Here is a 25,483-nt window from a genome sequence, read left to right as displayed (position 1 = left end):
CACCTCCGAATGAGGACGCATAGGGAAAGCCTCGCAAATCTCGCGAAAATCGGCCTGTGATCGTGAATTTGAGAGGCGAAACCTTCGGGAAGCCTTACCCGCCTCTCGTGGTCACTTTCTCACCGCCACGCTGGCGGGTGGTGCAGCCAGTCCTGCACAACTCCTCGCTGCGGTGTCAGCCAGCGGCTTTCACGAGCCTTGCGCGGGGCCTTCCACTCACGGAAGATGCGGATATGATCGTTTGCGACGCGAGTCCGGCTGCTGTGATGGCGTCGATCACCGCGGTGCTCATCGATTTCTGCCACATGCTGCTCAACGCCAATGAATTCATTTATATCGACTGACCGCCGCATGCTTGCCTGCCTGTGCGCCATGCTTCTCCCCGCTGTGCTCCACGCGGACGACGACACGCTGGCTGCAGAGGTGCGGGGGAAGGGTTGGATCGTGTTCCCGGCGCGGACTGAGATGGGCGACTGGGACGTCTATCTCATGCGGCCCGACGGCTCGCAGCGGCGCAACATCACGAACACGCCGGACGCGAATGAATCCTATCCGCTGTTCTCCCGCGACGGCACGCGTGTGCTCTTCCGGCGGCTGGCTCGCGGTGAGAATATCGATGGCAACGACTACGGACGTCAGGGCGTGCCCGTGGTCGCGAGCAGCGACGGCACTGATGCGAGGGTGCTGGGCGGCGAGGGCGACTTGCCGTGGGCGAGCTGGAGCCCGAACGGCAAGGAGTTAGTTTGCCTCTCGCTCAAGGGCGTGACGTTCGCCGATGCGACGACGGGAAAGGTGACGCGCACTTTGAAGCGCAGCGGTTTCTTCCAGCAGCTCACGTGGTCGCCTGACGGCAAGTGGCTCAGCGGGGTGTCGAATTCGTTCGGCACCGCATGGAGCGTGGCCCGCATGAATGCGACGACCGGCGAGACCAATTCCGTGAGCACCACGGACAACTGCACGCCCGATTGGTTCCCGGATAGCAAGCGCATGATTTTTTCCAATCGCCACGCATCCGACGTGGCGCAGGGAAAGGCCGGCTGGACACAGCTATGGATGGCCGATGCGGACGGGAAAAATCCGCAGCTCGTCTATGCCGAGGATGGCCGGCACATCTATGGCGGCCATGTCTCGCCGGACGGCAAATATGTGCTTTTCACCGGGAATCCGCAGGAGGACGGCGACCCCGCGAATGGCGGCGCGCCGATGGCGCTGATGCGTCTCGCCGATGCGCCCGTCATCGGCGGTGACAGTGCGGCGCTGCGCAAACTGCATCCGAAAGCCCGCAGCGGTCCTGTGCTCACACTGCCCAAAGGCTGGGAGCCGTGCTGGACCTATCACGAAATCACGTTCACCAGATGAGAGCCCGCCACTTCCTTTCCCTGCTGCTCGTCAGCATCGTCGTTGTTGCCTGCGACAAGAAGCCTGCTGCGCCCGACCCGCAGCTATCCGCGCGCGGCACCGTGGAGGTCACTGCGCGCCTTGTCGAAGTGCCCGAGGGCGCAATTTTCAAACGCGACCTCTACGATTACGCGGTCATTCTGAAATACGAAGTCACCGCCGTGCATCGCGGCACTTTGGATAAGGGCGCGGTCATTTTCGTCGGCCACTACAACCCGTGGAAACCGCGCGCCGAAGCGGCTGACAGGAAAGTGAAGGACATCGGCGGCACGCTGCGCGAATTCCGCGCGGGAGAGGCCCATCGCATGGCACTGGAGACGCCGATGGATGAGCACTACCTCGGCGGCATTGTGGACAAGTATTTCGGAAAGCACGACGGCCCCGCTTACTGGGCGGTGTGGACCAATCCGGCGGACTGAGCGCATGGTCTTCACGAGCTACCTTTTCGTCTTCTACTTCCTGCCGCTGGTGCTGGCGGGATACTACGCGCTGCCGGCGCGTTCGGGATGGCGGAATGCTTGGCTGCTGCTCGCAAGCTACGTTTTCTACGGCTGGTGGAACCCGTGGTTTGTCCTGCTGATGGCCGGCGTGACTGCGGTCAACTACGTCTGCGGCAGACTCATCGCCCGCCCTGGCACAACACCCGGGCAGCGACGCTGGAGCCTCGCCTCCGCGGTGGTGCTCAGCCTCGGGACGCTTTGCTTTTTCAAATACTTCGTCTTCCTGCAGACGAACCTGAACCACATCCTCGCGGCATTCGGCGTCGGGGGCGTTCCCGTTTGGCAGGTGGTGCTGCCCATCGGCATCTCGTTCTACATTTTCCACGCGCTCAGCTACGCGGTGGATGTCTATCGCGGCACGGCACGCGCGGCGCGGTCGTTCGCCGACTTCGCCTGCTACATCGCGCTCTTCCCGCAGTCCGTCGCCGGGCCGATTATCCGCTACAACACCGTCGAACACGACTTGCGCGACCGCTCCCACTCGGCGGCGCAATTCGCCTCGGGCATTACGCTCTTCATTCTCGGCTTTGCCAAAAAAGTGCTGCTCGCCAATCCGCTCGGCACGGTGGCCGATGCCGCGTTCGGCGCGCAGTCACTCGATGCCGTGGGAGCGTGGTTCGGAGTGGTGGCGTATGCGCTGCAAATCTACTTCGACTTCTGCGGCTACTCGGACATGGCCGTGGGCCTCGGGCGGATGTTCGGGTTCGAGTTCATGAAGAATTTCGACGCGCCGTATCGTGCCGAGAGCATCACGGACTTCTGGCGGCGCTGGCACATATCGCTGAGCACCTTTCTGCGCGACTATCTCTACATTCCGCTCGGAGGAAACCGCGGCACCACGACGCGCACTTATGCGAACCTAGCCATCGTCATGCTGCTCGGCGGGTTGTGGCATGGCGCGAACTGGACCTTCATCGTGTGGGGCGCGTGGCACGGCGGCTTGCTCATTGCCGAGCGGTGGGCGGGAAAACGACCGGCCTATCAGCGGCTGCCAAAGCCCGTGCGCATCGCCGCAACGTTCTTACTCGTGCTGGGTTCGTGGGTGTGGTTTCGCGCGGCCACGCTGGGCGATGCACTGTTATATTTTCGTGCCATGCTCGGCGGTGGCGGGTCGTCGGAGGTTGGTGCGCTGCTGGCCGGACAGCTTTTCGCGCCGGGCAAACTCGCGGTCATGGCTGTCGCCTTATGCTTTCTCTTCGCCCGTCGGCAGGCTCACGAGTGGAGCGAAACCGTGACGTGGCCGAAGATCGCGGTCGTGTTGCTGGTGTTCATTCTGGCGCTGCTCGCCATGATTTCACAGTCGTCGAATCCGTTTCTCTATTTTCAGTTTTGATGAACTCCACCGCAGCCAGCCGCGCACTCATCATCGCCTTCCTGACACTGCTCGCCGCTGTGCCCGTGACGCAGTGTGTGGTGGAATGGCGGCGCGGCGAAACGCCCGGAGTGCTCCGGGTGTTCCTTGAGCGCCCCACCCGCGCCTCGCTCGCTTCATTCGAGCGCTCGCTGGAAGATGCGAGCGTGACGGCCCGCACGCTTCGCCCGTGGATGCAGGCGGCTCAGTTCTTTGCGCTGAATGATGGCGGAGCCAAAGTTCACGTCGGTCGAAACGGCTGGATGTTCTACACGCCCGGCGTGAATGCCATCACCCAGCGTCGCCAGCCCGGCGAAAGCACGGCACGGGATGCCATCGCTGCGGTGACCGCCTTCCGCGATACCTTGGCAGCCCGCGGCATACGTCTCATCGTCATGCCGGTGCCAAACAAGGAGAGCGTCTATCCGCAATGGCTCTCGTCCGGCAGCGAGCCGCCGAAGCGCATCATCTATCCCGATACCCGCGAGTTCTTCGATGGCTGCGCGGCCGCAGGCGTCGAGGTCGTGGACCTCTTTGCACGCTATCGGGAAATCAGCCGCTTTCCCTACTACCTAAGGCAGGACACGCACTGGTCCCCGCACGGAATCGAAGCTGCGGCGCAGGCTGTCGCTGAGCGCATCGGCACCCGCGGTAAGGCCCGTTTTGAAACCCGCGCCGTCACGGTCGATGCCCATGGCGACCTCGTGAAGATGCTTCAGTCGCCTGTTATCGAATCAGGACTCACCCCTGAGCACATCGAGACCACGCAAATCCCCGGCACCTCGACCCTGACTGCGCCGGTGCTCGTGCTCGGCGACAGCTTCTCGCGCATTTTCCAAACCGACGAACCGCGAGATGCCGGATTCATCGCCCATCTTGCACGGCAACTCGGTCATCCTGTTGCCAGTCTGGTGAATGACGGTGGAGCATCCACGCTTGTTCGTCAGGAGCTTTTCCGCAGGCCGGAACTCCTCGTGACGGCGAAGGTCGTCCTTTGGGAATTCACCGAACGCGACCTCCGACTCGGCATGGAAGGTTGGCAAATTGTTCCTCTTCCTCCAACCACTTCACTCACCCCGCCATGATACATCTCTCCGTTGTATCGGCATCAAGGCCGACTCAACAGCCTTCATCAGCCTGGACGCGACACCTCTTATATTCTATTTCAATGCCCGCAATCAACGCTCTACCATGAACAGGGTGGCGGCACAGTTCCTACTCTTTCAATGAAGTCATCAAGCCTACTCACCCTATTATTCATGTCCGTGTTCTGCGCCTACTCCGCAGATAGCATTACCGGACCCGTCGCCACGGTCACGAGCACACCTGGACTCGTCGCTTTCTGGGATTTTGTGAAGCGTGAAGCGGACGGTCAGAAGCGTTTCACGGCGCATGTGCCAGCTGGAGCGAAGACGGACTACCCGCTCGATGCCGCGAACTACATCAAAGACTACTGGGGCGCGGGTCGTGAGGCGACGTATGCGGACTTTCCGCAATTAGGTCGTGGGCCGTTTGGGAATGCCATTCGCATCGTCAAAGAAACCGATGCTGACTTCCGGCCCTTCCTCTTCGTGCCTCGCTCGCGGCTGCATGACACGCCGCTCGACATCAAGGGCGCGGGCAAGTCGGTCACGGTGGTCGTGTGGGCGATCCGCGAGAGTGGGAATCATGCGCTGGCGGGCATTTGGCATGAGGGCACCGATTTGAAGGAAAAGACCACGACCACCATCGCGAAGGTGGAGCGCGGGCAGCGACAATACGCGCTCTTTGCCGGCCTGAACAAGCAAGGCAGCGCCTGCGGCCATGTGTCGGAGAACGGAGCGAGTTCCTTCCTGAACAAGTATGCGCTGCACAAATCCAACTCCGCCGATCTCTCGCCCGAAGTGGCTGCTGATTCGCCTGCCGAGGTGCTCGACAAGTCCTGGCAGTGCTTTGCGATGACCTTTGATCATGAGAAAGACGAACTCACCGGCTGGTTGAACGGCGTCTCCGGTGATCGCTGGCTCGACAACCCGAAGAAGGACAAACTCATCTCCTACGCCTACAACGCCTACATGCAGGGCCATTACGCGAAGCTGCCGGGCAAACAAGACGGCGAAGACGAAGCATTCCCGAAAGACCAATACTACAACCCGCCTGAAGCCGAGCCGCTGAGCGTGAAAGTGCTCCGCGATTCCGCCGATGAACGCGTCGAGCTGCGCGAGCATCGCTTCACGAAGATCGAAGTCATCCTGCGCGGTGGAAAAGAGGTCGCCCGTGATCTCGTGGCGCTGCGCCTGAACCCCTGGTGGTATCCGCACGACCTCTACACGCCGAAAGACGCCCAAAGCGGCGGCCCCTTCACCATCGGCCGCGTCATCCACAGCAGCCGCAGCGTCGGCTTCACCGGCTGGATCGGCGGCGTGGCGGTGTTTGATCGGGCGTTGACCGCTGAGGAAATGGCAAGGCTCTGCAAAGTGGCTTCGGCTTCAGCCGAATCATCTCGATGATCTGCGGCTAAAGCCCCAGCCACTTTCCCGCGTTCCAAGGCTGCCCATGCGCCTTGCGGTATCGAGTCAAAGTGGTCCGCACAGTCCCCTGTGCGGCTGCCTTTACCCCAAAACCCAGCACAGAGGATTGTGCGGGCCACCTTTCAATATGCCTTCGCGGGCACCAGCAACAACTCCAACGGCATGAGTGCCCACGGCGGTTACAACCGGTTCCAGATACAGGATGTGCTGAACAAGTGGATGAGCTGATCAACGCACTACGGAGGTAGATTTCAATGAGCGGGCTGCTAAGAAATGCGAGCGAGGAAATGAACCGGTCTGTCTCCGATTCGATTTCTCTGCGTCCATGCTCTTGCCTCCATGATCAATATCTCGCCCCTTTGCCTCGCCCTGCTCACGGGCATCTCGTTTCAACTCACTGCCGTGGTTCATGCGGAGTCACCTGTGACCACGCCATCCATCAAGCAGCGAGGCCTTGTCTCCCAAGGAGATGTGAGCCGATTGGCGGCGGTGATGGCGAAGGCGCGGCGTGGGGAGGAGATTTGCGTGGCGGCGATTGGGGGATCGATCACGGCGGGCGGCTTGCAGACGAAGGACCCGAAAAATCGCTACATCGCGCGGGTGGCGGATTGGTTCACGAAGACGTTTCCGAAGGCGAAGGTGCGCTTTGTGAATGCAGGCATCGGCGGCACGAACTCGCTCTATGGTGCGATGCGTGTGCAACGAGATGTGCTGAGCAAGAAGCCGGACCTCGTGATTGTGGAGTATGCCGTGAACGACAATCATCCGGTGCCGATGTTCTGGGGCAGTTACGAGGGCGTGCTGCGGCAGATCCTTCGCGAGCCGCAGCAGCCAGCCTTGGTGCAGTTGTTCTTCATGCAGCGGAAGGGCGAAAACGCCCAGGAGACGCAGCACATGCTCGGTCGTCACTATGACCTGCCGATGGTCAGTTTCCGCGATGCGTGGTGGCCGGAGATTTACAGCGGACGTGCGGTGTGGGAGACGATGTATGCCGATGTGGTGCATCCAAACGACACCGGACACATCCTCGCCTCCGAGCTTTTGATCGCGCTGCTCAATGACGTGAACGCCAAGCCCGAATCGAGTGCCACTGCGAGCCGTGCGGACCTCCCCGCGCCGATGATCACCGACCTCTTCGCCACCTGTCGCTATGCCCAAGGCACCGACTTGAAGCCCACTCAAAACATCGGCTGGACCCAAAACGCGGACCACACCAAGTGGGAAAGCCCCGCTTCGACCGATGGCAGCATCGAGTTTGGCTTCGCGGGCAAGTTGCTCTTCGTCGGATACGACATCGATAAGGACTCCGAAGCCTTCGCCACTTTCTCCATCGACTGCGGCCAAGCGCAGCCCTTGAAAAACAGTCCGAACCGTTTGCCGCTCGCCGATGACTTACCCGCAGGCGAGCACAACGTGCGTATCGACTTTGCAGGTAGCAAAGTGCCCGCCGGATCAAATGCCAAGGTGAAGATTTGGTCCGTCGGTGCCGCCGGGGCGCTCGAATAGACACGACTGATGAAAAGCATCTTCACCCTCCTCCATCTTCTCGTCGCCTCGACACTGCTCGCCGAGGAGACGGATCGTGTGGTGATCCTGCTGCGCGAGCCGACACTGAAAGCGCTCGCGGAGCCTCTGCGCACTTACGTTGCCGATGTGGAGCAGCGCTTTCCCGTGAAGCTGCATGTCGTGGCCCGCGATTGGCAGACGCCTGCGGAAGTCCGAGCGGCCATCAAGAGCCTGCATGACCAAAGTGGCATCAGCGGTGTCATCCTCATTGGCGCGATGCCCATGCACCGCTTCTTCATGCATGAGCATCCGAATCCCAATCCGCTCTACTATGAGGACTTCGATCTGCGGTTCGTGGACAACAACAAGGATGGCGTGGACGAGGCCTACAGTGGCAAACCTCAGCTCAAACTCTGGGTCGCCAACATCCGCGCCACCGAAAAGGCCAACCACGATGACGTCCCTGCGCTGCGTCGGTTCTTTGCGAAGACGCACGATTACTACACGGGCAAAGTCGTGCCCGAACTGCGCACGCTGCTCTTCAGCTCCGAGGAGCCAACGGAGGATTGGGCGGGGACTGGCGATTGGTTCAAGAGGCGAGGTGGCACCCGCTTTTCTGCGCCGGGTGATGTGACGATCCTGGAGGGCAAGTCATGCACGCACAAGGCGGCGCTGGAGGCGCTCAAGAAGCACACTTACTCACTCACTTGCGTGGCGCTGCATTCGGATGAGACGGGACACGCGTTGTTTGACGAGGATCTCATGGCGCAGGAAATCTTCGATTTGAAGACGGGATCGCTCATCACCATCAGCCACGGCTGTTTCGCGGCGAACTGGATCAAGACCGAACACGATGACAACGGCCCCAATTGCGGCCTGAGCTGGGTTTTCGGCAAGCACCTCGGCCAGGCGGTCGTCGGTCAGGTCCGCAGTGGTGGCGTCGGTTTCGATGATCTCATTTACCATCGTCTGCGAGCCGGTGACTACCTCGGGAAAGCCTATCTTCCCTGCAAGCAAGCGCACGAGATCGAGCACGCGATGGGCGACAAAACTCCGGGTGACATCGTCTCCGGTATTCTGATGATCGGAAACCCTTTCCTGATGCTCAAACCCGTGAAACGCGAGGCCAACACGCGCCTCGTGATCAAGAACGCCGTCTATGGCGACCTCGCCAACAACGCCGTGGTCAACGTGACGCAAAAGATCGCGGATTGGGTCGAGGAGGCACTCCCCGTTCACGCCACCGCCGAAAACTTTGGCGATCCGGCGGAGGGCATCGAGAAGCAATTGAAGGTCGATTACACCCTGGACGGCGTCGAAGGGACGATGCTCATCGAAGAGGGGCAGCTCTTGAAGATCGAGCCGTAAAAAGTGGCTGCGGCTTTAGCCGAATCCGCCATACCATGCGGCTACTGCGAAGCCGCGAAGCGAACCCGCAGCCACTTTCATGAGATCCACGCTTCTATTCCTCGCAGCTATGCCGCTGACTTCGCTCCATGCCGCTGATGCTCGCAATCATGTCTCGCCGCCACCGGCTGCGGAGTATCGCTTCAGCTTTGATCTGCCCGCCGGGCCGGAGTTCACGGTGGCGGAGAAGGAGGCGCAGCGGGCGAAGGGAGCGCAGGTCGTGCCGATGGTGCGGAAGGCGTTTGAGGCGGGGGCGGAGTCGGTGACGCTGGCTCCGGGGGACTATCGCTTTGGACAGGAGACTTGGGATAAGGACGGTCCGGTGTATGCGCTGGATTTTCGCGGCTTGAAGCGCGACTCCGCGAAGCCGTTTCGCATCCTCGCGCATGGGGTCACGTTTTGGTTCGATCTGCCGCCGGACCCATGGCCCAGCAATCACTTCGCGCTTGGCTTTGTCGATTGCAGCCATGTGACACTGGAGGGTGCCACGCTGGATCGTGATCCGCGTGGTTGCATGGAGGGTCGCATCACGCAGATCGACACGGACGGAAACCGCATCGAGATCGAGGCGACGCAAGGCACGCTCGATCTCACGAAGTCCGGCGGAACCACGAGCGGGCGGCTGGTGCCCTTCAATGGCGACGGCACGTTCTGCGCTGCTTTCTATTCCTTTCAGGTCAGCAGCCAGGCGGGGTTGAACTTTAGCCGCGTGGAGCCAGGCACGGCGCAGGGGCGCTTTTGGGTGGTGCTGGATGCCAAATCCGAACTGCTGAAGGCCAACAACGATCCCGCATGGATGCGTGCTTATGGCACCAGCGGCACGCTTCAAGTGGGCGATGGCTTGTGCCTGATCCGCACCTCCACCACGGCGATTGGCGTGATCGGCTGCACGGGCATGAAGTTCATCGGCGTGAGCAACTACATCACCAAAGGATGCCTGCTCGAGGCGCGTGGCGGCGGCGGGCACCTTTGGAAAGGCTGCTACTTCGGCCCGCGTCCGGGCACCTGTCACTGGCAGGGCTCCGATGGCTTCCTGAGCGGCGGCATGGAGCGTGGCAGCACGCTCGATGGCTGCACCATGCTGCACACCACCGATGACCTGATCAACTTCAACGGCCTCTGGGGTTATATCGAGAAGGTCTCAGGCCGCACGATCACGCTGCATCGCGACTCCGAGATGCCCGCGCATCCCGGTGATCGGCTGCAGTTCTATGGCGCGCAAACCGGCGCACCGCTGGGAAGCGCCGTCGTCGAATCGGCGAAGCATCCCGAGCTGACGCTCGACCGCGATGCCGCGCCACTGGCCCGGGCTGTGGCGGAGAATCCGCGTTGGCAAAACAACGGCTGGGAAGTCCGCGACTGCGATTTCCGCGATTGCTACCAGCGGTTCCTCATTCAGGGCAGCCACGGTGGCACGCTGCGCAATTGCCGTTTCACCCGCATCGGCTCCGGGATCGTCCTGGCGAGCAATTTCTTCACCCGCAACGAAGGCGGCATCTGTCAGGGCATCCGCATCCTCGACAACGTCTTCGAAGATGTCGCCATCCATCCCGATGGCGTGGCGTTGGCGGCCGGTTTTCAGTCGTTGAACCACGCCGCCAGCACGCCGCTGCTGAGCGACCTCACCGTGCAAGGTAACCGCTTCCTCAACTCAGGCCGACGCGCCATTGAGTTCAACCTCGTGTCCGGCGGCAGCATCACGGGCAACACTTTCGAAAACTCCGGCAAACCCCGTGCACTCAGCGGCAAAGCATCGCCCCAGGAGGACTCGCAGCCGGTGCTGCTGAAACAGTGCCAAGACATCGTCGTGAAAGACAACCGACCGCTCACGGACCCATAAAGTGGCTTCGGCTTTAGCCGAATCATTCTCCGTCTGATGCGGCTCAGCGTTATCTTGCCGGGGGTGTCCGAGACTCTTTTGGCAGTTTAAGTTAAAAGTGACGAGAACTCCCCACTCCGAATATAGCGATATGACTGTGGTGGTTGAAAGCCACCCTTGCGACGCCGCAAGGTGCGAAGGTGAGTGGGTTTCTCCATCTGCCATATCCGTCCAATTTTGATGCCATAGGCAACTTCAGATCCTTTGAAGTATGCGTCAAAAACTTCTGCCGATACACCTGATTCAAGCAATACCTCTTTGCGGAGCTTCGTGGGATGCGACGAGACAATACCCTCGACCTCAAATCCTCCTACCAACGCCATCTTCGGTCCAGAAACGTAAACAAGCACCAGATCACCTTGGCTGACCTTGGGACACACTCTACGAAGCTCGACGGTTTTGCGGCCATCAAAGATCATCTCTGCATACTCGGGTTTGATCGACATTAAGACGGCTGTTTTGCTCATGCGTTGGGCGATAGCGCTTGGTTGTAGATTGATACGAAAGTGGAATGTGGAATCGGTCGTGGGCCTGGATATGGGGGCAAAACCCCCAATCCAGAAAGCAAGTCGGTGCCGATTGGGTTCGGAAAGCGTTCAGTATGCGAGAACCTCAAAGCAGTCAGCTCGGCGTCCACCTTCTTGCCTGCCTTTAAATAGATGTCTTTCCAGCCATATACCCCAAGCCGACGAAAGCGTTTAAATAGCTGTTTCGGACCAGCTTTGGCGACTTCGCGAAGTCGAGAGCAGGCTTTTACCTCCATTGTGCCAACCTTTTCGTTTCCTTGGCTCACATACCAAAGAATTCGTCCAGGAGCACGAAACCCAATGTTGGATGAAGTGTAGTAGGCTGCCTCGATTCCTAGGTGCAGCTCTTCTCGAATGCCCGACAAGCCGGGCAGCCTTTGCTTGGCTAGATCGGTATCGAAGAAGTGCTCAGCCCACTCAGCCCTTATTGGTATCAGATAGCAGGGGACGTCGGACTTGGAGACTTTTGCAGGCCAGATAATTGTCTCCAAATCATCGATTTTGTCCTCACTCAGGGATGTTGGAACAACTCCCAATCTTGAGAGAAACTCCAGGATTTCATCGCGCGGCATAAAGCCTGATATCAGGGGCTTTAGCCACACTCCTGACACCTTTCGGAAGCCAATCTCTTCGAGAGCAGTTTCCACCGAAGCAGGGATGCAAGCATCCAGAACGCGTATGATTCGAGCGTTTTTGGTGATTGCCTCACGAACAACCACCATCAGTTGATGCCTCAAAACAGTGGGGGCCAACTCTTGCTTGGCATGCCGGACCAAGGGGATGATCCACTCTTCTTCAGTGAATGATGAAACAGCGATTAGAGCTAAATGACCGTCTTTGCCTGAGAAGCTGACATGGACGTTGTGCTTCCGAGGATCTACCAAGCATTTTTCAAGGCTGGCCCGGAATGTCATGCGACGCTCTGATGGAGTGTCGCAAAAGGTGGTTGCCAACTCGTCCAGCATCAGAGCTTCCGCGCGTTTGGTGCTAACCGAAGAGCCTTCTAATCTCAGAGGTTGGTAAGCTTGCTCACGAGCTACCCAATCCAAGTGGGAAACCAACTCAACGGGTGAAAACACCTGGACATCAAACTGCTGAAGCACCTCGGAAGCTTTGTCCAACAGCCCTTCGTCACGTGTCACAAAAAACTTCACTCCAGCAGCGATCGTGTTCGCGAGGTGTCGGATGTCGGATTCGTCACGTTGGTTCAGCAGCACGGACTTCGGGTAGAGCTCACGAAGTTGGGGCACTACCCGATCAACATCGATAGTTGGCGGCCGAATCTCTTCAAAAGTTCTGACTATCGCCTTGCTGCGCTCCCTTTCTTCTGAGGTGCCAGCGCGTTGAATGTCGTTGTAGATCTCGGGTGTGAGCACCAGATCTACCGTGTCTTCCACCCAAGGTTCGGTAAGAGCCCCAGAAACCTCCCGCTTTGGCCGGTCTGGTGCCCACAAGTCGAAAAAGACGTTCGCATCAATGACCACCCGCGTTTTTGTCGGCTCAATCGTAAACAGATCAGGATGGCCGTGATCCACGTGCCAAATGGTTAGCTCTGCTCGGTCAGCCCCTCTGCCGCGAGCTACTCCCTTGGCTACGAATCCCATTCTTGGCCAGAACCGATGTGCATCGAAGTCATTTCGGCACTTGAGCGTGATACCATCAAGATCAGCAGTTTGCTTTTTAAGCTCGTCAACCAGACTAGCCGCTACCCCCTTACCCCGGGCTTCTTTGGATACACAAAGGTGCGCAATCGTTGCCTTCCGCCCGACAACTCGATAGAGGAGATAGCCAAGAAGGCTTCCCGAATCACTTTTTGCGACGAGTAGCCGCCGATTCTCTATTCCTTCAGCGAAGGCACCTTTTGGCATCCACCCCAAAGTGCCGCTATCACCTCGATAAAGCGCAAAAACCTCATCGCATTTTGCAAGATCAGTGAGGTGAGATATCTGGACGGCCATGATCGTTTGGCGACTAAATGGGATTCCACACCTTCTCAAACCCAAAGCCCTCAAAGTGCTTCTCGTTCGCCGTGGCGAAGTGGGTGACGCCGTGGTGGCGGAGGGTGAAGGCGAGGCGGGCGTCGATGATGTGGCGGAAGCCGGTGGTGGTCTTGGCGGCCCAGTTCCAGAGGGGTTTGGCGACTTCGGGTTCGTAGTCGCCGAACTCCCAGGCGGGATTGGCGCGGAGGGCATCGCAGAAGGCGGTGGCTTCCTTGGCGGTCTTGGGCTTTTTGAAGACGGCGGGATTGCGGAGCTGCATGTAAAGCTCCACCAGCACGAGGCCGCAGAGGAGAAAGCGCTGCTTTCCCGATGCCTCCTCCTCAAAGAATCGCTGGGCGGTCTCGTGGTGCGGCGAATCGGGGTTCGCCGCGTAGAGGAAGAGGTTCGTGTCGGCGGAGAGGATCATGAGCCGGAGCGCTGGAGGATGGCATCGGCTTCAGGACGAAGATGGGCAGGATCCGTGAGGAAATCGCCACCGCAGTCGAGCGTGGGGAAGCGCCAGACGGCTTTGGGCTTTGGGTCCTCCGGGAAACGGGTGATGAAGTGCTCGGCAGCCTTGCGCATGACCTCCGAGAGCGACCAGTCCTGCTGCTCGGCGATCACTTTGAGCCGCTGATAGAGCGGGTCGGGGAACTGGATTTGAGTTCGTGTCATGATGTCTTTTATACATCATTGAGGCGGTGCCGTCAAACCGTCGGCGAAGGCAGCGATCAGCACGTCAGCCACGGGGCGCTTCGCGACTTGGGGGCCGGAAATAGGCAGGAGAATGGGGGCAAGAGAATAGGGTTTTAATTCTTCTGCCCCCATTCTTCTGCCTTCTGAGATCACGTTCGTTCCTGCTCGGGCTCATCGGGCTGTCTGTTCGAAACAAAGTCCGTGAGCAACCCTGTGTTCTGGTCGTAATCTGCGCTTATGCGAGCCACGCTGTTTTTTCTTGTCGCCATTCATCCGCTGAGTCCTGCGGCGGAGGCGTTGTTGCCGGGGAAGATCGAGTTCAACCGCGACATCCGACCCATCTTGTCGGAGAACTGTTTTTACTGCCATGGGCAGGATGGGAACAAGCGGAAGGCGGGGTTGCGGCTGGATGTGCGGGAGGAGGCGATGAAGGCGGTGGAGTCCGGGGACATCGCGATCGTGCCGGGGGATGCGGGGAAGAGTTCGATCATCGCGCGTGTGTTTTCCGAGGACAGTGATGAGCTGATGCCGCCGCCGAACTCGCATCGCAATCTGACGGCGCAGCAGAAGGAGATGCTGAGGCGCTGGATCAACGAGGGGGCGAAGTATGAGACGCACTGGGCCTATGCCGCGCCTTCGCGGCCGGCGCTGCCTGCGGTGAAGGAGGCTGGCTGGGCGAGAAATGAGATCGACCGCTTTGTGCTCGCGAAGCTGGAGCAGGAAGGGCTGCGACCTTCGCCGGAGGCGGATCGTGCGACGTTGATCCGTCGGCTTTCGCTGGATCTCATCGGCCTGCCGCCGACGCCGGAGGAGGTGGATGCGTTTGTCGCGGACACGGCGGCGGATGCTTATGAGAAGGTGGTGGAGCGGCTGATGAAGTCGGAGCACTACGGCGAGCGGATGGCGCTGCCGTGGCTGGATGCGGCACGCTATGCGGACAGCAATGGCTTTCAGCAGGACGGCGATACTTTCCAATGGGTGTGGCGTGACTGGGTGGTGCGGGCGCTGAATGCGGACATGCCTTTTGACCGGTTTTCCATCGAGCAGCTCGCCGGTGATCTGCTGCCGAAGCCGACGGACGAGCAATTGATCGCCACGGCCTTCAATCGCAACCATCTGCTGAATGGTGAAGGCGGCGCGATCGCCGAGGAGCAGCGGTTTAACATCCTCTTTGATCGCGTGGACACCACGGCGACGACGTGGCTGGGCCTGACGATGGCCTGCGCCCAATGTCACGACCACAAATACGATCCGATGACGCAGCGCGACTACTACGCGATGCTGGCGCTCTTCAACAACGTGCCGGAGAGCGGCGTGCCATCGGGCAGCGGACAGTATCGCATCGCCGACCCGTGGATGCTGGCGGGCAATGATGAGCAGAAGGCGAAACACAAGGAGCTGGAGGCGACGCTGGCCTCTGCGAGAGCGGAGGAGAAAAAAGCGGCGCAATCGCCGGAGACGAAGGCCTTCTATGAAGCGACGGAGCAAGAGCTGACCGCCCAACGACCGACGGAGTGGAGCGCGGTGAAGCCTGAGACGCTCGCCGCGACGGATGGCGTGAAGTTGAGCGTCCTGGATGATGACTCGGTGTATGCCGAAGGGGCGCTGCCAGACACCGCGAGCTACACGCTCACACTGCCAGCCGCCGCGGCCGCCGTGACGGGATTGCGCCTCGAAACGATCCCTGACACTCGACTTCCAAAGAAAGGTGCGGGACGCTCGGACAGCGGCAATGCGGTGCTGACAAAACTGCGCCTGGAGATTGATGGTCGCGAGATCAAATGCGATGCCGCCACGGCGAGCTACTCGCAGGGCGGTTTTTCACCGCAGGGGGCGATTGACGATGATGCGAAGACAGGTTGGGCCTTTTATCCGGAGACGAACAAGCCCTACACGCTCGTCGTGCAATGCGCGGAGGCGGTTCCTGCGGGCGGCAGGCTGAAGGTGACGCTCGAGTTCCAGTCGTCGAACAAACAGCACCTGCTGGGGCGGTTTCGTCTGGGGGTCACTTCCACGCGTTTGCCTGCATCTCGGGCATCGCTGCCGGATGACATCGCGGCTTTGCTCAAGAAGTCGCCACGCAGCCCGGAGGACGCGGCGAAGCTGCGCGACTACCTCGTGAAAAACAGCCCGCCACCCGCCGTGGCGAAGGCCCGTGAGACGATGAAGGCTGCGGAGAAGGCGCTCAATGATTACCGGGCCACGGCGCCGCGAGTGATGATCATGTCGGATAGTCGTCCGCGCCCCACGAAGATCCTCGATCGCGGTGATTACCTGAATCCGCGAGAGGATGTGACGGCAGGCACGCCGGGCTTTTTGCCTGCACAGCGTGGCGATGCAGCAAAGAACCGCCTCGGCTTTGCGCAGTGGCTTTTCCAGCCCGAGCATCCGCTCACGGCTCGCGTGCAGGTGAACCGCATGTGGCAGATGTTTTTCGGCACGGGTTTTGTGAAATCTGCCGAGGACCTCGGCGTGCAGAGCGAACTGCCGGTGCATCAGGAGCTGCTCGACTGGCTGGCGGTGGAGTTTCGTGAGCGCGGCTGGAGCATGAAGCATCTGCACCGGCTCATCGTCACCAGCGCCACCTATCGCCAGAGCAGCCGCAGCACACGCGAGGGCATGCAGAGCGATCCTGAGAACCGCCTGCTGGGGCGCGGCGCACGCTTCCGCGCACCGGCGATGATCTTGCGCGATGTCGCACTCGCATCGAGCGGTCTGCTGGATCGCCGCATCGGTGGAAAGCCGGTTTATCCTTATCAACCCGATGGCATCTGGGAGACGCTGGCCATCACGAAGGAGCGTGACTTCACCTATCCGGCCTCCACCGGCGCGGATTTGTATCGTCGCAGCCTTTACACCTTCTGGCGGCGCACCGTGGGCCCAGCGAACATGTTTGATGCCTCCACACGGCAGACCTGCAAGGTGCGGCAGAGCAACACCAACACGCCGCTGCATGCGCTGACCACGCTCAATGACCCGACCTGGGTGGAGGCCGCCCGCGTGCTCGCGGCGCAGGCCATGCAGGCCTCCAACAAGGTGGATGCGCAGCTCATCTTCGCGTTTCGACGCGTGCTCGGTCGCCAGCCCGGCGAAAACGATCTCACCGCGCTGCGCCGGATGCTGGAGCGGCAGCGTGCCGTTTATCAAAACGATGCCAAAGCCGCCGCCGAGCTCCTCGCCGTCGGCGCAGCACCGCAGCAGCCAAAGCTCGATGCCATCTCGCACGCGGCGCTCAGCGCGGTGTGCCTCGGCATCCTGAATCTCGACGAAGCCCTCACCCGCGAATGAACCCCGTCATGCACTCCACCATGCTTCACGATCTCCATCTCAATCAGCAGCGTGTCACGCGCAGGCAGTTGTTCGGCAGCGCCGCGCAGGGCATCGGCGGCATCGCGCTCGCCTCGCTGCTCGGTGAGCGAAGCGCTCACGCGGGACAGATCGGTTTGCCGACTCTCCCGCACTTCGCGCCGAAGGCGAAGCGTGTCGTCTGCCTCTGGCAGGGCGGCGGCCCATCGCATGTCGATCTCTTTGATCCGAAGCCCGTGCTGCAAAAAATGGCCGGGCAGGACATCCCCGACAGCGTGCGCGGCGCCACACGCCTCTCCACCATGTCGTCCGGCTACAAAAAATGGCCCATTACACCGGCCATCAAGCCCTTCAAACGCTACGGCCAGTGCGGCACCGAGATGAGCACCATGCTGCCGCACATCGGCGCTCTCGCGGACGACATCTGCCTCGTGCGCTCGATGAACACCGAGGCGGTGAACCACGCCCCCGGCGTCACGTTTTTCATGACCGGTGCGCAGGTGCCCGGCAGGCCCAGCATGGGCGCGTGGCTCAGCTACGGCCTCGGCTGTGATGCGGACGATCTGCCCGCCTTCGTCGCCATGACCTCATCGGACAAAGGCAAGACCTGCGGCCAGCTTTTCTACGACTACTACTGGGGCAGCGGCTTCCTGCCCAGCCGGTATCAAGGCGTGCGCTTTCGCAATGTCGGCGATCCCGTGCCCTACCTGCGCAATCCCGCCGGCATGAGCCGCGAGCAACGCCGCGCCTTGCTCGATGACATCCGCCTCATGAATGAAGCGCATCTCCAGGACTACGGCGATCCCGAGATCGAGACGCGCATCACGCAGTTCGAGATGGCCTACAAGATGCAGGCCAGCGTGCCCGACCTGCTCGATTTCTCCAAAGAACCGAAGCATGTCCTCGATCGCTACGGCCCCGATGTGCTCACGAAGGGCACCTTTGCCAACAACTGCCTCATCGCCCGCCGCCTCATCGAGCGCGGCGTGCGCTTCGTGCAGTGCATGCACGCCGGCTGGGACCAGCACGGCAATCTTTTCACCCAGCTCGAAGAGCAGTGCCGCGACACCGATGCGCCCAGCGCCGCGCTCGTCGCCGATCTCAAAGAACGCGGCCTGCTGCAGGACACGCTCGTCATCTGGGGCGGCGAGTTTGGCCGCACCCCCTTCGGCCAGGGCGACCCCGCCAAGCCGAACGGCCGCGATCATTTCGGCCGCGCCTACTCCATGTGGCTCGCCGGCGGCGGCGTGAAAGGCGGCAGCGTCCTCGGCGCCACCGACGACTTTGCCTGGAACATCGTGAACGACCCCGTCCACATCCACGACATGCAGGCCACCCTCATGCATCTCTGCGGCATCAACCACGAAGCCCTCACCTACCGCTACCAAGGCCGCCAGTTCCGCCTCACCGACGTGCACGGGCATGTGATGAAGAAGATGATCGCGTGATGAGCGACGCCTGATCCGCCCCTTTCAACTCGAACCCTCAGATATGTTGAGGCCTTTGACCGCTTGCACGGCCAAGGCGCAGAAGCAGGCGCATCGTGAGCGCAGCATCTGCTGTTTATTTGCGCAGACTCGAACTTTTTTCGGCAAACGAAGTCGGTTGTTGTGACTTTTAGGGTGACTAACCACCATGCCACCGCCGCTTGATCCACAGCACGACCAGTTTCTCCGCCTCTACGCGGAGCAGGAGCAGGCGTTGCATGGTTATGTGCGGTCGATGCTGCCGGACCGGCATGAGACCTCGGAGGTGATGCAGGAGGTGATCGTGACGCTGTGGCAGAAGTTTGAGGGTGCCGTGGATTTTCGTCACTGGGCTTTCGGTGTGGCTCGAATGAAGGTGCTGCATCATCTCCAGCGTCGTAAACGCGACCGGCATGTGTTTGGCGAGGAGTTGATTCAGCAGCTCGCGGACCGCCAGGCAGAGCTGGAGGAGCGGCACGTCACACAGCGCGAGGCGCTGGAGCAGTGCCTGGAAAAGCTGCCGCAAGTGCAACGCGAGCTGGTGCTCACGGCCTACACGAAGGGCACGCGCATGGACGATCTGGCAGCGCAACGCGGCGAGACCGCGATGGCGATTTACAAGAAGCTGCACCGCATCCGGCAGGCACTGCTGGAGTGCGTACGGCGCACCCTGGCTCAGGAGGAACCCCTATGACGACGAACTGGCATGATCTCATCCAACGCTACATCTCCGGCACCATCACCGAGGCCGAGACGGAGGCGTTGGAACAGCAACTCAAGACCGATCCCGCGCTGCGCGACTGGTATCTCGATGCGCTCAATCTCGACTCCGCGCTGGAAGCCGCTGCGGAGTCTGCACAGACGGCGCTGAGCCTGCCGGTGCCTCTTTCGCAACGTGCACTAACACCCGTGGGGGCGACTTCCACGCGCTGGCAGGGATGGCGTCCGCTCACCGCAGGGGCGGCAGGCTTGGTCATCGGCGTTTTCAGTGCGTCGCTCGTTTATGGGATGCGGGCCGTTCCAGATGTGGTGAAGCATGAGAGGGTCACGATAGCGGAAGGGAGTTTTGAGGGCTTGAGCGGAGCGGTAGCGGAAGGATTCCCGCAGTCCACGGGAGCTTGGGCGGCGGATCACGCGGAGGTGGTGCCTGGGCCTGATAGCGGTCGGGTGTTGCGACTTTTGCCAGACGATGAGCGTCCTTACTCGCGACTGGTGCAGATCGTGGACGTGAGTGCTTTGCACGGGGGCAGTGATCACGAACTGGAGCTGGCGGCCTCGTTTCGCACCAGTGATCCGGCTCATGGGAGCCGTTACAAGCTGCGGCTCTTTGGCTTTGCGGAGACGGCGGATGAAGTGCCGACGTTTCCTCTGGAGACGGAGGAAAGTGGCATCGTGACCTTGTCGCAGGTGCTGGAGGTGTCCTCTGGAAATCCGGGTTGGCAGCGATTCGCGATCAAGATGCCTCTCCCCCCAGGCGTGAAGTCAGTCGTCCTGTGGCTGGGGGCATCCACGCGGCCACAACCGGGGCCAAAGGTGGCTCACTTCGTGGATGACGTGTCTCTCACGCTCAACGTGCGCAACCCATCTCAACATGAACAGACACCATGAAACACCCTCAAATCATGCCTCGCCTCATTGCTCTATTCACTCTCGTCTTCGCTCTGTGCGCCTCTGCTGCTGACGGACCCATTCGTGTGCTCTTTCTTGGTCACGAAGAGCAGAAGTTTCATGCCTCGGCTCGCTGGTGTGCGCTGCTGATGCAGAACCTCGGGCGTGAGGGCATCTACTTTGACTATGAGGTGAAGCCGGACTGCTTCACGCCGGAGCGCCTCCAGCACTACGACGCGGTGATGCACTACGGGAATCACGGCGGGATAACACCCGCGCAGTTTGAGGCCTTGCAGAGCTTTGTGGAGAGCGGACATGGCTTTCTGCCGATCCATAGTTCCAGTGCGTGTTTCAAAGGGGAGCCGCGCTTTGCCAGACTGGTGGGCGGGCGTTTTCTTTCGCACAAGGCGGAGGTCTTCAAGTCGGTGTTCCTCGATAAATCCCACCCGATCCTGGAAGGCGTGAACGAATACGAGACCTGGGATGAAACCTATGTGCATGACGAGCACAACCCGATGGGTCGCAAGCTGCTGGCAGAGCGTGTGGAGCCGCAGCATCGCGAGCCGTGGACATGGGTGCGTGAGCAGGGCAAGGGTCGTGTGTTTTACACCGCCAGCGGGCATGACGAGCGCACCTGGGGGAATGCGGATTTCCAAAAGATGCTGCGCAATGCGATCCTGTGGTGTGTGGGTGATGAGCGCAAAGCCGGGTGGCAGCTGTTCCTCGCGAGCCGCGAACCTGAGCAGCGTGATGCGAGTGTGAAGGTGCCCGCCTATGAAAAAGACAAACCGGCCGTGGTTTTCCAGAAGCCTTTTTCGGTCAAAGGCTCGATGGAGCGCACGCAAGTGCCTGCGGATTGCCGGCTGGAGATTTTTGCCGCAGAGCCAGACATCGCCAAGCCCATCGCTTTTGCCTGGGATGAGCGTGGCAGGCTCTGGGTGGCGGAGACTCGCGACTATCCGCATGAGATCGCCGCCCATGGAGAAGGCCATGACAGCATCAAAATCTGCGAGGACACCGATGGCGATGGCAAAGCGGACAAGTTCACCGTTTTCGCGGACAAGCTGAACATCCCCACCGGGCTCGTGCTGGCGAATGGCGGTGTGATCGTCGCACAGGCGATGCGTTTTCTATTTCTCAAAGACACCAATGGCGATGACAAAGCCGATGTGCGCCAAACCATCATGGAGGGCTGGGGCATCAAAGACACCCACGCACAGGCGAGCAATCTGCACTACGGCTATGACAACTGGCTCCACGGCTGCGTGGGCTACTCCGGCTTTGATGGCACGGTGGGCGGGAAGAAGATGCAGTTCACTGGCGGGATCTACCGGTTCAGCGCGGATGGCTCGATGCTGGAGTTCATGCATCAGTTTGGCCTGAACTCGTGGGCCTGGAGCGCCAATGATGCTGGCGATCTCTTCGGTGGCTTGGCGAATGGAGCACCGATTCTCTTCGGCGGCATTCCGAAGTCCGCTGTGCCGGATGGCATGGCGGTCATCACCGCAAAGAAGATCAATGTCACTCGCGAGGCACACGCCATCACGCCGAATCTGATTCAGGTCGATGGATTCGGCGGCTACACCTCGGCGGCGAACAGCCACTTCATCTACTCGAAGAACCTGCCCGCTCGTTTCCAGGGCAAAGCAATGATCTGCGAACCAACAGTGAAGATCGTGGCGCTGATGGATGTGCGGCCCGATGGCGCTGGCTACAAGGCCATGGACGCCATGAATCTCTTCGCCAGCAGTGATGAATGGACCTCGCCCGTGTTTGCCGAGGTCGGCCCGGATGGCGCGGTGTGGATCGCGGATTGGCAAAACTTCATCCTTCAGCACAATCCCGCCAAAGACGTGCTCACCGGCGAAATGAACGGCGAAAAGGGCGAAGGCAACGCTCACCTCACCAAACTGCGCGATCACGCTCGTGGCCGCATTTACCGCATCATCGGAAAAGAGGCCAAACCGGAGAAAAAGTCACTCGTCGGCGCGGATGCCGCCACGCTGGTGAAGACGCTCGGTGACGATGTGCAATACTGGCGGCTCCTCGCGCAAAAAAAGCTCGTGGAGGGCCGCATGACCGCCGCCGCTGCGGATCTGCGAAAAATCGTGATGGATAAAAACTCCAGCGCAGCCGCCATTCACGCTCTCTGGACGCTGAAAGGCCTGGAGCAGCTCGACGAGGCCACGCTGCGTCATGCTTTGACCGCAAAAGAGGCCAAACTCCGCCGCAATGCCATCCGTGCCTTGGGAGCTGATGCCAAGGCCCAAGCACTCTACTTCTCGTCCACCGTGGTGACCGATCCCGACCCCATCACACGCTTGGCAGCCTTGGTAAAACTCTCTGACTTTGCCACCACGCCGGAGTTGCAGACGCTGATCGCCAAACTCACGCTGGAGGACAGCATCCGTCGTGATGAATGGCTGAGGTCAGCCGCGGAAATGCTGGCCAAGAAGCACAGCGCCGCTGCCTACAAAGACGGGCCAAATCTACTGACCAATGGCAACTTTGAGCAACTCGGGCCGAACAAACTGCCGACAAATTGGTCCCCCGCGTATTTCAATCATCGCCGCATCAAGCCGCCCGCTTCCGAGCAGATCACGCCTTGGTTTCATGTGAAAGGAAAGGATGCCAAAGAAGGCAATCTCGGCCTCAAAGGCATCCCACCATCAGACACAGCCCAAGGCAATGCCATGGTTCAGGAAGTGACCATCAAACCCAACACCAACTACCGCCTCAGCGGATGGATTTGGGATCGCGTGGCGGGCGATGTCACCCTCATGGAAGAACACAGCGGCTCCCGCAGCGCCACCATCTCGCCCCGCGAAACAAGCTGGATCGAGGTCGAGACCATCTTCAACAGCCAGGACCGCAAGATGGCCCGCATCCTCCTCTCCACCGCAGGGCGCGGCGGCGCTCTCTTCGATGACATCAGGCTCTGTGAACTCATCCCCGGCGAGGCATTGGCCGCCCAAACTCAACCCGGCGATGCCAAACGCGGCGAGGAGCTGTTTTGGAATCACCCCGTCGCCTCCTGCAAAAACTGCCACGTCCTCAAAGGCCAAGGAAACGCCGTCGGCCCACCGCTGGATGGCATCGCCGCCAAAAAGGATGCCGCCTACTTGGTACAGTCTTTGATCAATCCGAATGCCAAACTCGCCGAAGGCTTCGAAAAGCTCGGCGTCTCGCCCATGCCACCCATGAATCTCCTGCTCAAACCGCAGGAACTAGAAGACATCCAGGCATTTCTTCAGACACTGAAATGATCGGCTCACAACACCATGCTTCTTACCGCTCTCCTCGCCACAGTCTCCGCCCTCGACCACCTCACTCCGATTCAGCGAGAGATTCTCGCCACACCATCACCACCGTCAGCGGAGTATCGCTTCAGCTTTGATCTGCCCGCCGGGCCGCAGTTCACCGAGGCGGAAAAGGAGACGCAGCGGGAGCTGGGCCAAGGGGTGATGCCGATGGTGATGAAGGCGTTTGAGAGTGGCGCGGAGGGCGTGCGCATTCCGCCGGGGGATTATCGCTTCGGGCAGGAGCGCTGGCAGGGGGCGAAGGTGATTTACCCGCTCGGCTTTGAGAACCTGCAGCGCGATGCCGCGCATCCCTTCGTGATCGATGCCACGGGAGCGACGTTTTGGTTCGACCTCGATGACAAGCAGATGCCGCCGGGGCATCGCTGCGTGGGCTTTCGCAACTGCCGCAACATCGTGCTACGTGGTGCCATCATCGACCGTGGCACACGCGGCTGCATCGAGGGCCGCATCACGCGCATCGACCGCGAGGGCAATCGCTTTGAGATCCAGCCCTCGCCCGGCGTCGTGGTGCCCACGAGCTACAAAGGCGCCGACGAGCAGCGCTTGTTTCCCTTTAAGAGCGACGGGCGCTTCTGCGTGCCCCTCTACGACATGCAGGCCGGTGTGCGGAAGCTGCGCTACAAAGACATCACGCCCTCCGAGGGCGGATGTTATTGGGTGAATATGCTCGAACCGCAGCTCATGGAGCGCCTTCACGATGCGAACTGGGAGCGTGCCTATGGCGACCTCGGCGTGGTGCGCGTGGGCGACGGCCTCTCCTGCCTCTACACCGGCGCGGGAGCCATCGTGCTCGATGATTCGGCGAACATCACCCTGCACGGCGTCAGCGTTTATGTGGCCAAAGGCGGCCCCAGCGAGAGCGGCGGCGATGGCGCGCATCTGTGGAAGGACTGCTACTTCGGCCCGCGACCCGGCACCAGCCAGTGGAAGGGCGCGGACGGCTTCCTCTGCCGCTCAACGCGCTATGGCTGCGTGATGGACAACGTCACCATCCGCCACACTGCCGATGATTTGCAGAACTTCCACGGCATCTGGGGCAAGGTGAAATCCGTGTCCGGCAAACAGGTCACGCTGGAGACGAATGGCGCGCTGCTTCCAACGCTCCGCAACGCCCGCCCAGGCGACCGGCTGCGATTCATCCATCGCAAAAACGGCACCCTGCTCGGCGAGGCGAAGCTCATCTCGCACCACGATTACCAACTCACCCTCGATCAAGACGCCACGCCCTTTGCCGAAGCGCAGGCCGAGTGGCTCGACCACGAATGCGCGGGCTGGGTGGTGCAAAACTGCCGCTGGGAGGACAATTTCCAACGCCTGCTCATCATGTCCGGCCCCGGCCTCGTGCGCGGCTGCACCTTCACCCGCATGGGCAGCAACATCAGCCTCAACACCGGCATGGGTCTCGTAGGCGGCATCCCGAGCGACATCACCATCACCGACAACACCTTCATCGACGTCAGCTCACGCCCCCACCAGCCCGCCATCGTGGCCCACGCCCACAATGCGCAAGGCGGCTTCGGCATCCCGCCCATCGAACGCCTCATCATCACGGGAAACACGATCACCCGCAGCGGCGGCCCCGCCATGAACCTCATCGGCATCCAAGACTCCCGCATCGAAAACAACGTCATCGACTCCCCCGTCCGCGCCACCCTCCTCGCCCGCCCCAATGACGAAACCGACCGCCAAGCCATCCTCCTCCGCCACAGCACCCGCGTGACCGTGAAAGGCAACACGCTCATTGATCCCGAAAACCACACGCAGCCCGATGCAACGAGCAACAGCCGCGTCCTCGGTCTCGATGCGACGAAGGAAATCACGCTGGATGGCAACAAACTGCCGGATGCGCCCGCACGCGCGAAACCGAAGAAAAAGTGAGCCTCGCTGTCACCCTGTCCGACATCGTTCTGAACGCCGTTCCTCAAGAGTGTTTCAACCGTTGTCGAAGCCAACTCGATCAGCGGCCCGTGATGCTGTCCACGACTAGGACGACACTTTCTCAAGCGACTGACGAGGCAGCGCCTGGA

The 25,483-nt window shown here is 60.6% G+C and carries 19 protein-coding genes; 15 read left to right on the top strand and 4 right to left on the bottom strand.

Annotation, left to right across the window (positions count from 1 at the left end):
* The first annotated feature begins 107 nt into the window (after positions 1 to 107).
* The 9 genes from ACILSE_RS03470 to ACILSE_RS03430 all read left to right on the top strand — a co-directional run bounded on the left by ACILSE_RS03470 (position 108) and on the right by ACILSE_RS03430 (position 10,512).
* A complete protein-coding gene (locus ACILSE_RS03470) occupies positions 108 to 344 on the top strand; it encodes a hypothetical protein (RefSeq protein ID WP_395715957.1) in 237 nt (78 codons plus the stop codon).
* Positions 345 to 372: 28 nt separating this feature from the next.
* Positions 373 to 1,359: a hypothetical protein gene (locus ACILSE_RS03465; protein ID WP_395715956.1), complete on the top strand. Its 987-nt coding sequence runs from the start codon at positions 373 to 375 to the stop codon at positions 1,357 to 1,359.
* Positions 1,356 to 1,817: a hypothetical protein gene (locus tag ACILSE_RS03460; RefSeq protein WP_395715955.1), complete on the top strand. Its 462-nt coding sequence runs from the start codon at positions 1,356 to 1,358 to the stop codon at positions 1,815 to 1,817. The genes ACILSE_RS03465 and ACILSE_RS03460 overlap by 4 nt, the downstream gene beginning before the upstream one ends.
* Positions 1,818 to 1,821: 4 nt before the next feature.
* Positions 1,822 to 3,231 (top strand): MBOAT family O-acyltransferase, encoded by a 1,410-nt coding sequence (locus ACILSE_RS03455; protein ID WP_395715954.1) that lies wholly within the window; start codon positions 1,822 to 1,824, stop codon positions 3,229 to 3,231.
* Positions 3,231 to 4,334, top strand: coding sequence for a hypothetical protein (locus ACILSE_RS03450; RefSeq protein ID WP_395715953.1), 1,104 nt, complete (start codon positions 3,231 to 3,233; stop codon positions 4,332 to 4,334). Before ACILSE_RS03455 ends, ACILSE_RS03450 begins: the two co-directional genes overlap by 1 nt.
* A 174-nt stretch (positions 4,335 to 4,508) precedes the next feature.
* Positions 4,509 to 5,738, top strand: coding sequence for a hypothetical protein (locus ACILSE_RS03445; protein WP_395715952.1), 1,230 nt, complete (start codon positions 4,509 to 4,511; stop codon positions 5,736 to 5,738).
* A gap of 360 nt (positions 5,739 to 6,098) precedes the next feature.
* Entirely contained in the window at positions 6,099 to 7,265 is a 1,167-nt protein-coding gene (locus ACILSE_RS03440) for an SGNH/GDSL hydrolase family protein (protein WP_395715951.1), read from the top strand.
* A 9-nt stretch (positions 7,266 to 7,274) separates the two neighbouring features.
* Positions 7,275 to 8,633, top strand: a complete 1,359-nt coding sequence (locus ACILSE_RS03435; protein ID WP_395715950.1) for a hypothetical protein — start codon at positions 7,275 to 7,277, stop codon at positions 8,631 to 8,633.
* A gap of 79 nt (positions 8,634 to 8,712) precedes the next feature.
* Positions 8,713 to 10,512: a right-handed parallel beta-helix repeat-containing protein gene (locus ACILSE_RS03430; protein WP_395715949.1), complete on the top strand. Its 1,800-nt coding sequence runs from the start codon at positions 8,713 to 8,715 to the stop codon at positions 10,510 to 10,512.
* An 86-nt stretch (positions 10,513 to 10,598) separates the two neighbouring features.
* On the opposite strand, the gene ACILSE_RS03425 is transcribed toward ACILSE_RS03430, so the two are convergent.
* The 4 genes from ACILSE_RS03425 to ACILSE_RS03410 are packed head-to-tail and all read right to left on the bottom strand — an operon-like array spanning position 10,599 to position 13,732.
* Entirely contained in the window at positions 10,599 to 11,018 is a 420-nt protein-coding gene (locus ACILSE_RS03425; protein WP_395715948.1) for an ASCH domain-containing protein, read from the bottom strand.
* On the bottom strand, positions 11,015 to 13,036 hold the full coding sequence (locus tag ACILSE_RS03420; protein ID WP_395715947.1) for a GNAT family N-acetyltransferase: 2,022 nt from the start codon (positions 13,034 to 13,036) through the stop codon (positions 11,015 to 11,017). Before ACILSE_RS03420 ends, ACILSE_RS03425 begins: the two co-directional genes overlap by 4 nt.
* Positions 13,037 to 13,049: 13 nt before the next feature.
* A complete protein-coding gene (locus ACILSE_RS03415) occupies positions 13,050 to 13,484 on the bottom strand; it encodes a TA system VapC family ribonuclease toxin (protein WP_395715946.1) in 435 nt (144 codons plus the stop codon).
* Positions 13,481 to 13,732, bottom strand: coding sequence for a hypothetical protein (locus ACILSE_RS03410; protein ID WP_395715945.1), 252 nt, complete (start codon positions 13,730 to 13,732; stop codon positions 13,481 to 13,483). Before ACILSE_RS03410 ends, ACILSE_RS03415 begins: the two co-directional genes overlap by 4 nt.
* A 258-nt stretch (positions 13,733 to 13,990) precedes the next feature.
* Between ACILSE_RS03410 and ACILSE_RS03405 the strand changes: the two genes are divergently transcribed.
* From ACILSE_RS03405 to ACILSE_RS03380, 6 genes are all read left to right on the top strand, one after another.
* Positions 13,991 to 17,041 carry a PSD1 and planctomycete cytochrome C domain-containing protein gene (locus ACILSE_RS03405; RefSeq protein WP_395715944.1) on the top strand — a complete coding sequence of 1,017 codons (3,051 nt, stop codon included), beginning with the start codon at positions 13,991 to 13,993 and terminating at the stop codon, positions 17,039 to 17,041.
* A gap of 20 nt (positions 17,042 to 17,061) precedes the next feature.
* The gene (locus ACILSE_RS03400; RefSeq protein WP_395715943.1) at positions 17,062 to 18,507 is read left to right on the top strand and encodes a DUF1501 domain-containing protein; all 1,446 of its coding nucleotides are present in this window, start codon (positions 17,062 to 17,064) and stop codon (positions 18,505 to 18,507) included.
* 187 nt (positions 18,508 to 18,694) lie between these two features.
* Positions 18,695 to 19,219: a sigma-70 family RNA polymerase sigma factor gene (locus ACILSE_RS03395; protein ID WP_395715942.1), complete on the top strand. Its 525-nt coding sequence runs from the start codon at positions 18,695 to 18,697 to the stop codon at positions 19,217 to 19,219.
* Positions 19,216 to 20,133, top strand: a complete 918-nt coding sequence (locus tag ACILSE_RS03390; RefSeq protein WP_395715941.1) for a hypothetical protein — start codon at positions 19,216 to 19,218, stop codon at positions 20,131 to 20,133. The genes ACILSE_RS03395 and ACILSE_RS03390 overlap by 4 nt, the downstream gene beginning before the upstream one ends.
* A 14-nt stretch (positions 20,134 to 20,147) precedes the next feature.
* The gene (locus ACILSE_RS03385; RefSeq protein WP_395715940.1) at positions 20,148 to 23,399 is read left to right on the top strand and encodes a PVC-type heme-binding CxxCH protein; all 3,252 of its coding nucleotides are present in this window, start codon (positions 20,148 to 20,150) and stop codon (positions 23,397 to 23,399) included.
* A 15-nt stretch (positions 23,400 to 23,414) separates the two neighbouring features.
* Entirely contained in the window at positions 23,415 to 25,334 is a 1,920-nt protein-coding gene (locus ACILSE_RS03380; RefSeq protein ID WP_395715939.1) for a right-handed parallel beta-helix repeat-containing protein, read from the top strand.
* Positions 25,335 to 25,483 lie beyond the last annotated feature (149 nt).

This window comes from Prosthecobacter sp., from assembly GCF_044236155.1.
Classification (GTDB): Bacteria; Verrucomicrobiota; Verrucomicrobiia; order Verrucomicrobiales; family Verrucomicrobiaceae; genus Prosthecobacter.
The sequence above is the reverse complement of the archived record's forward strand: the minus strand, read 5'-3'. Positions and strand labels throughout refer to the sequence as shown.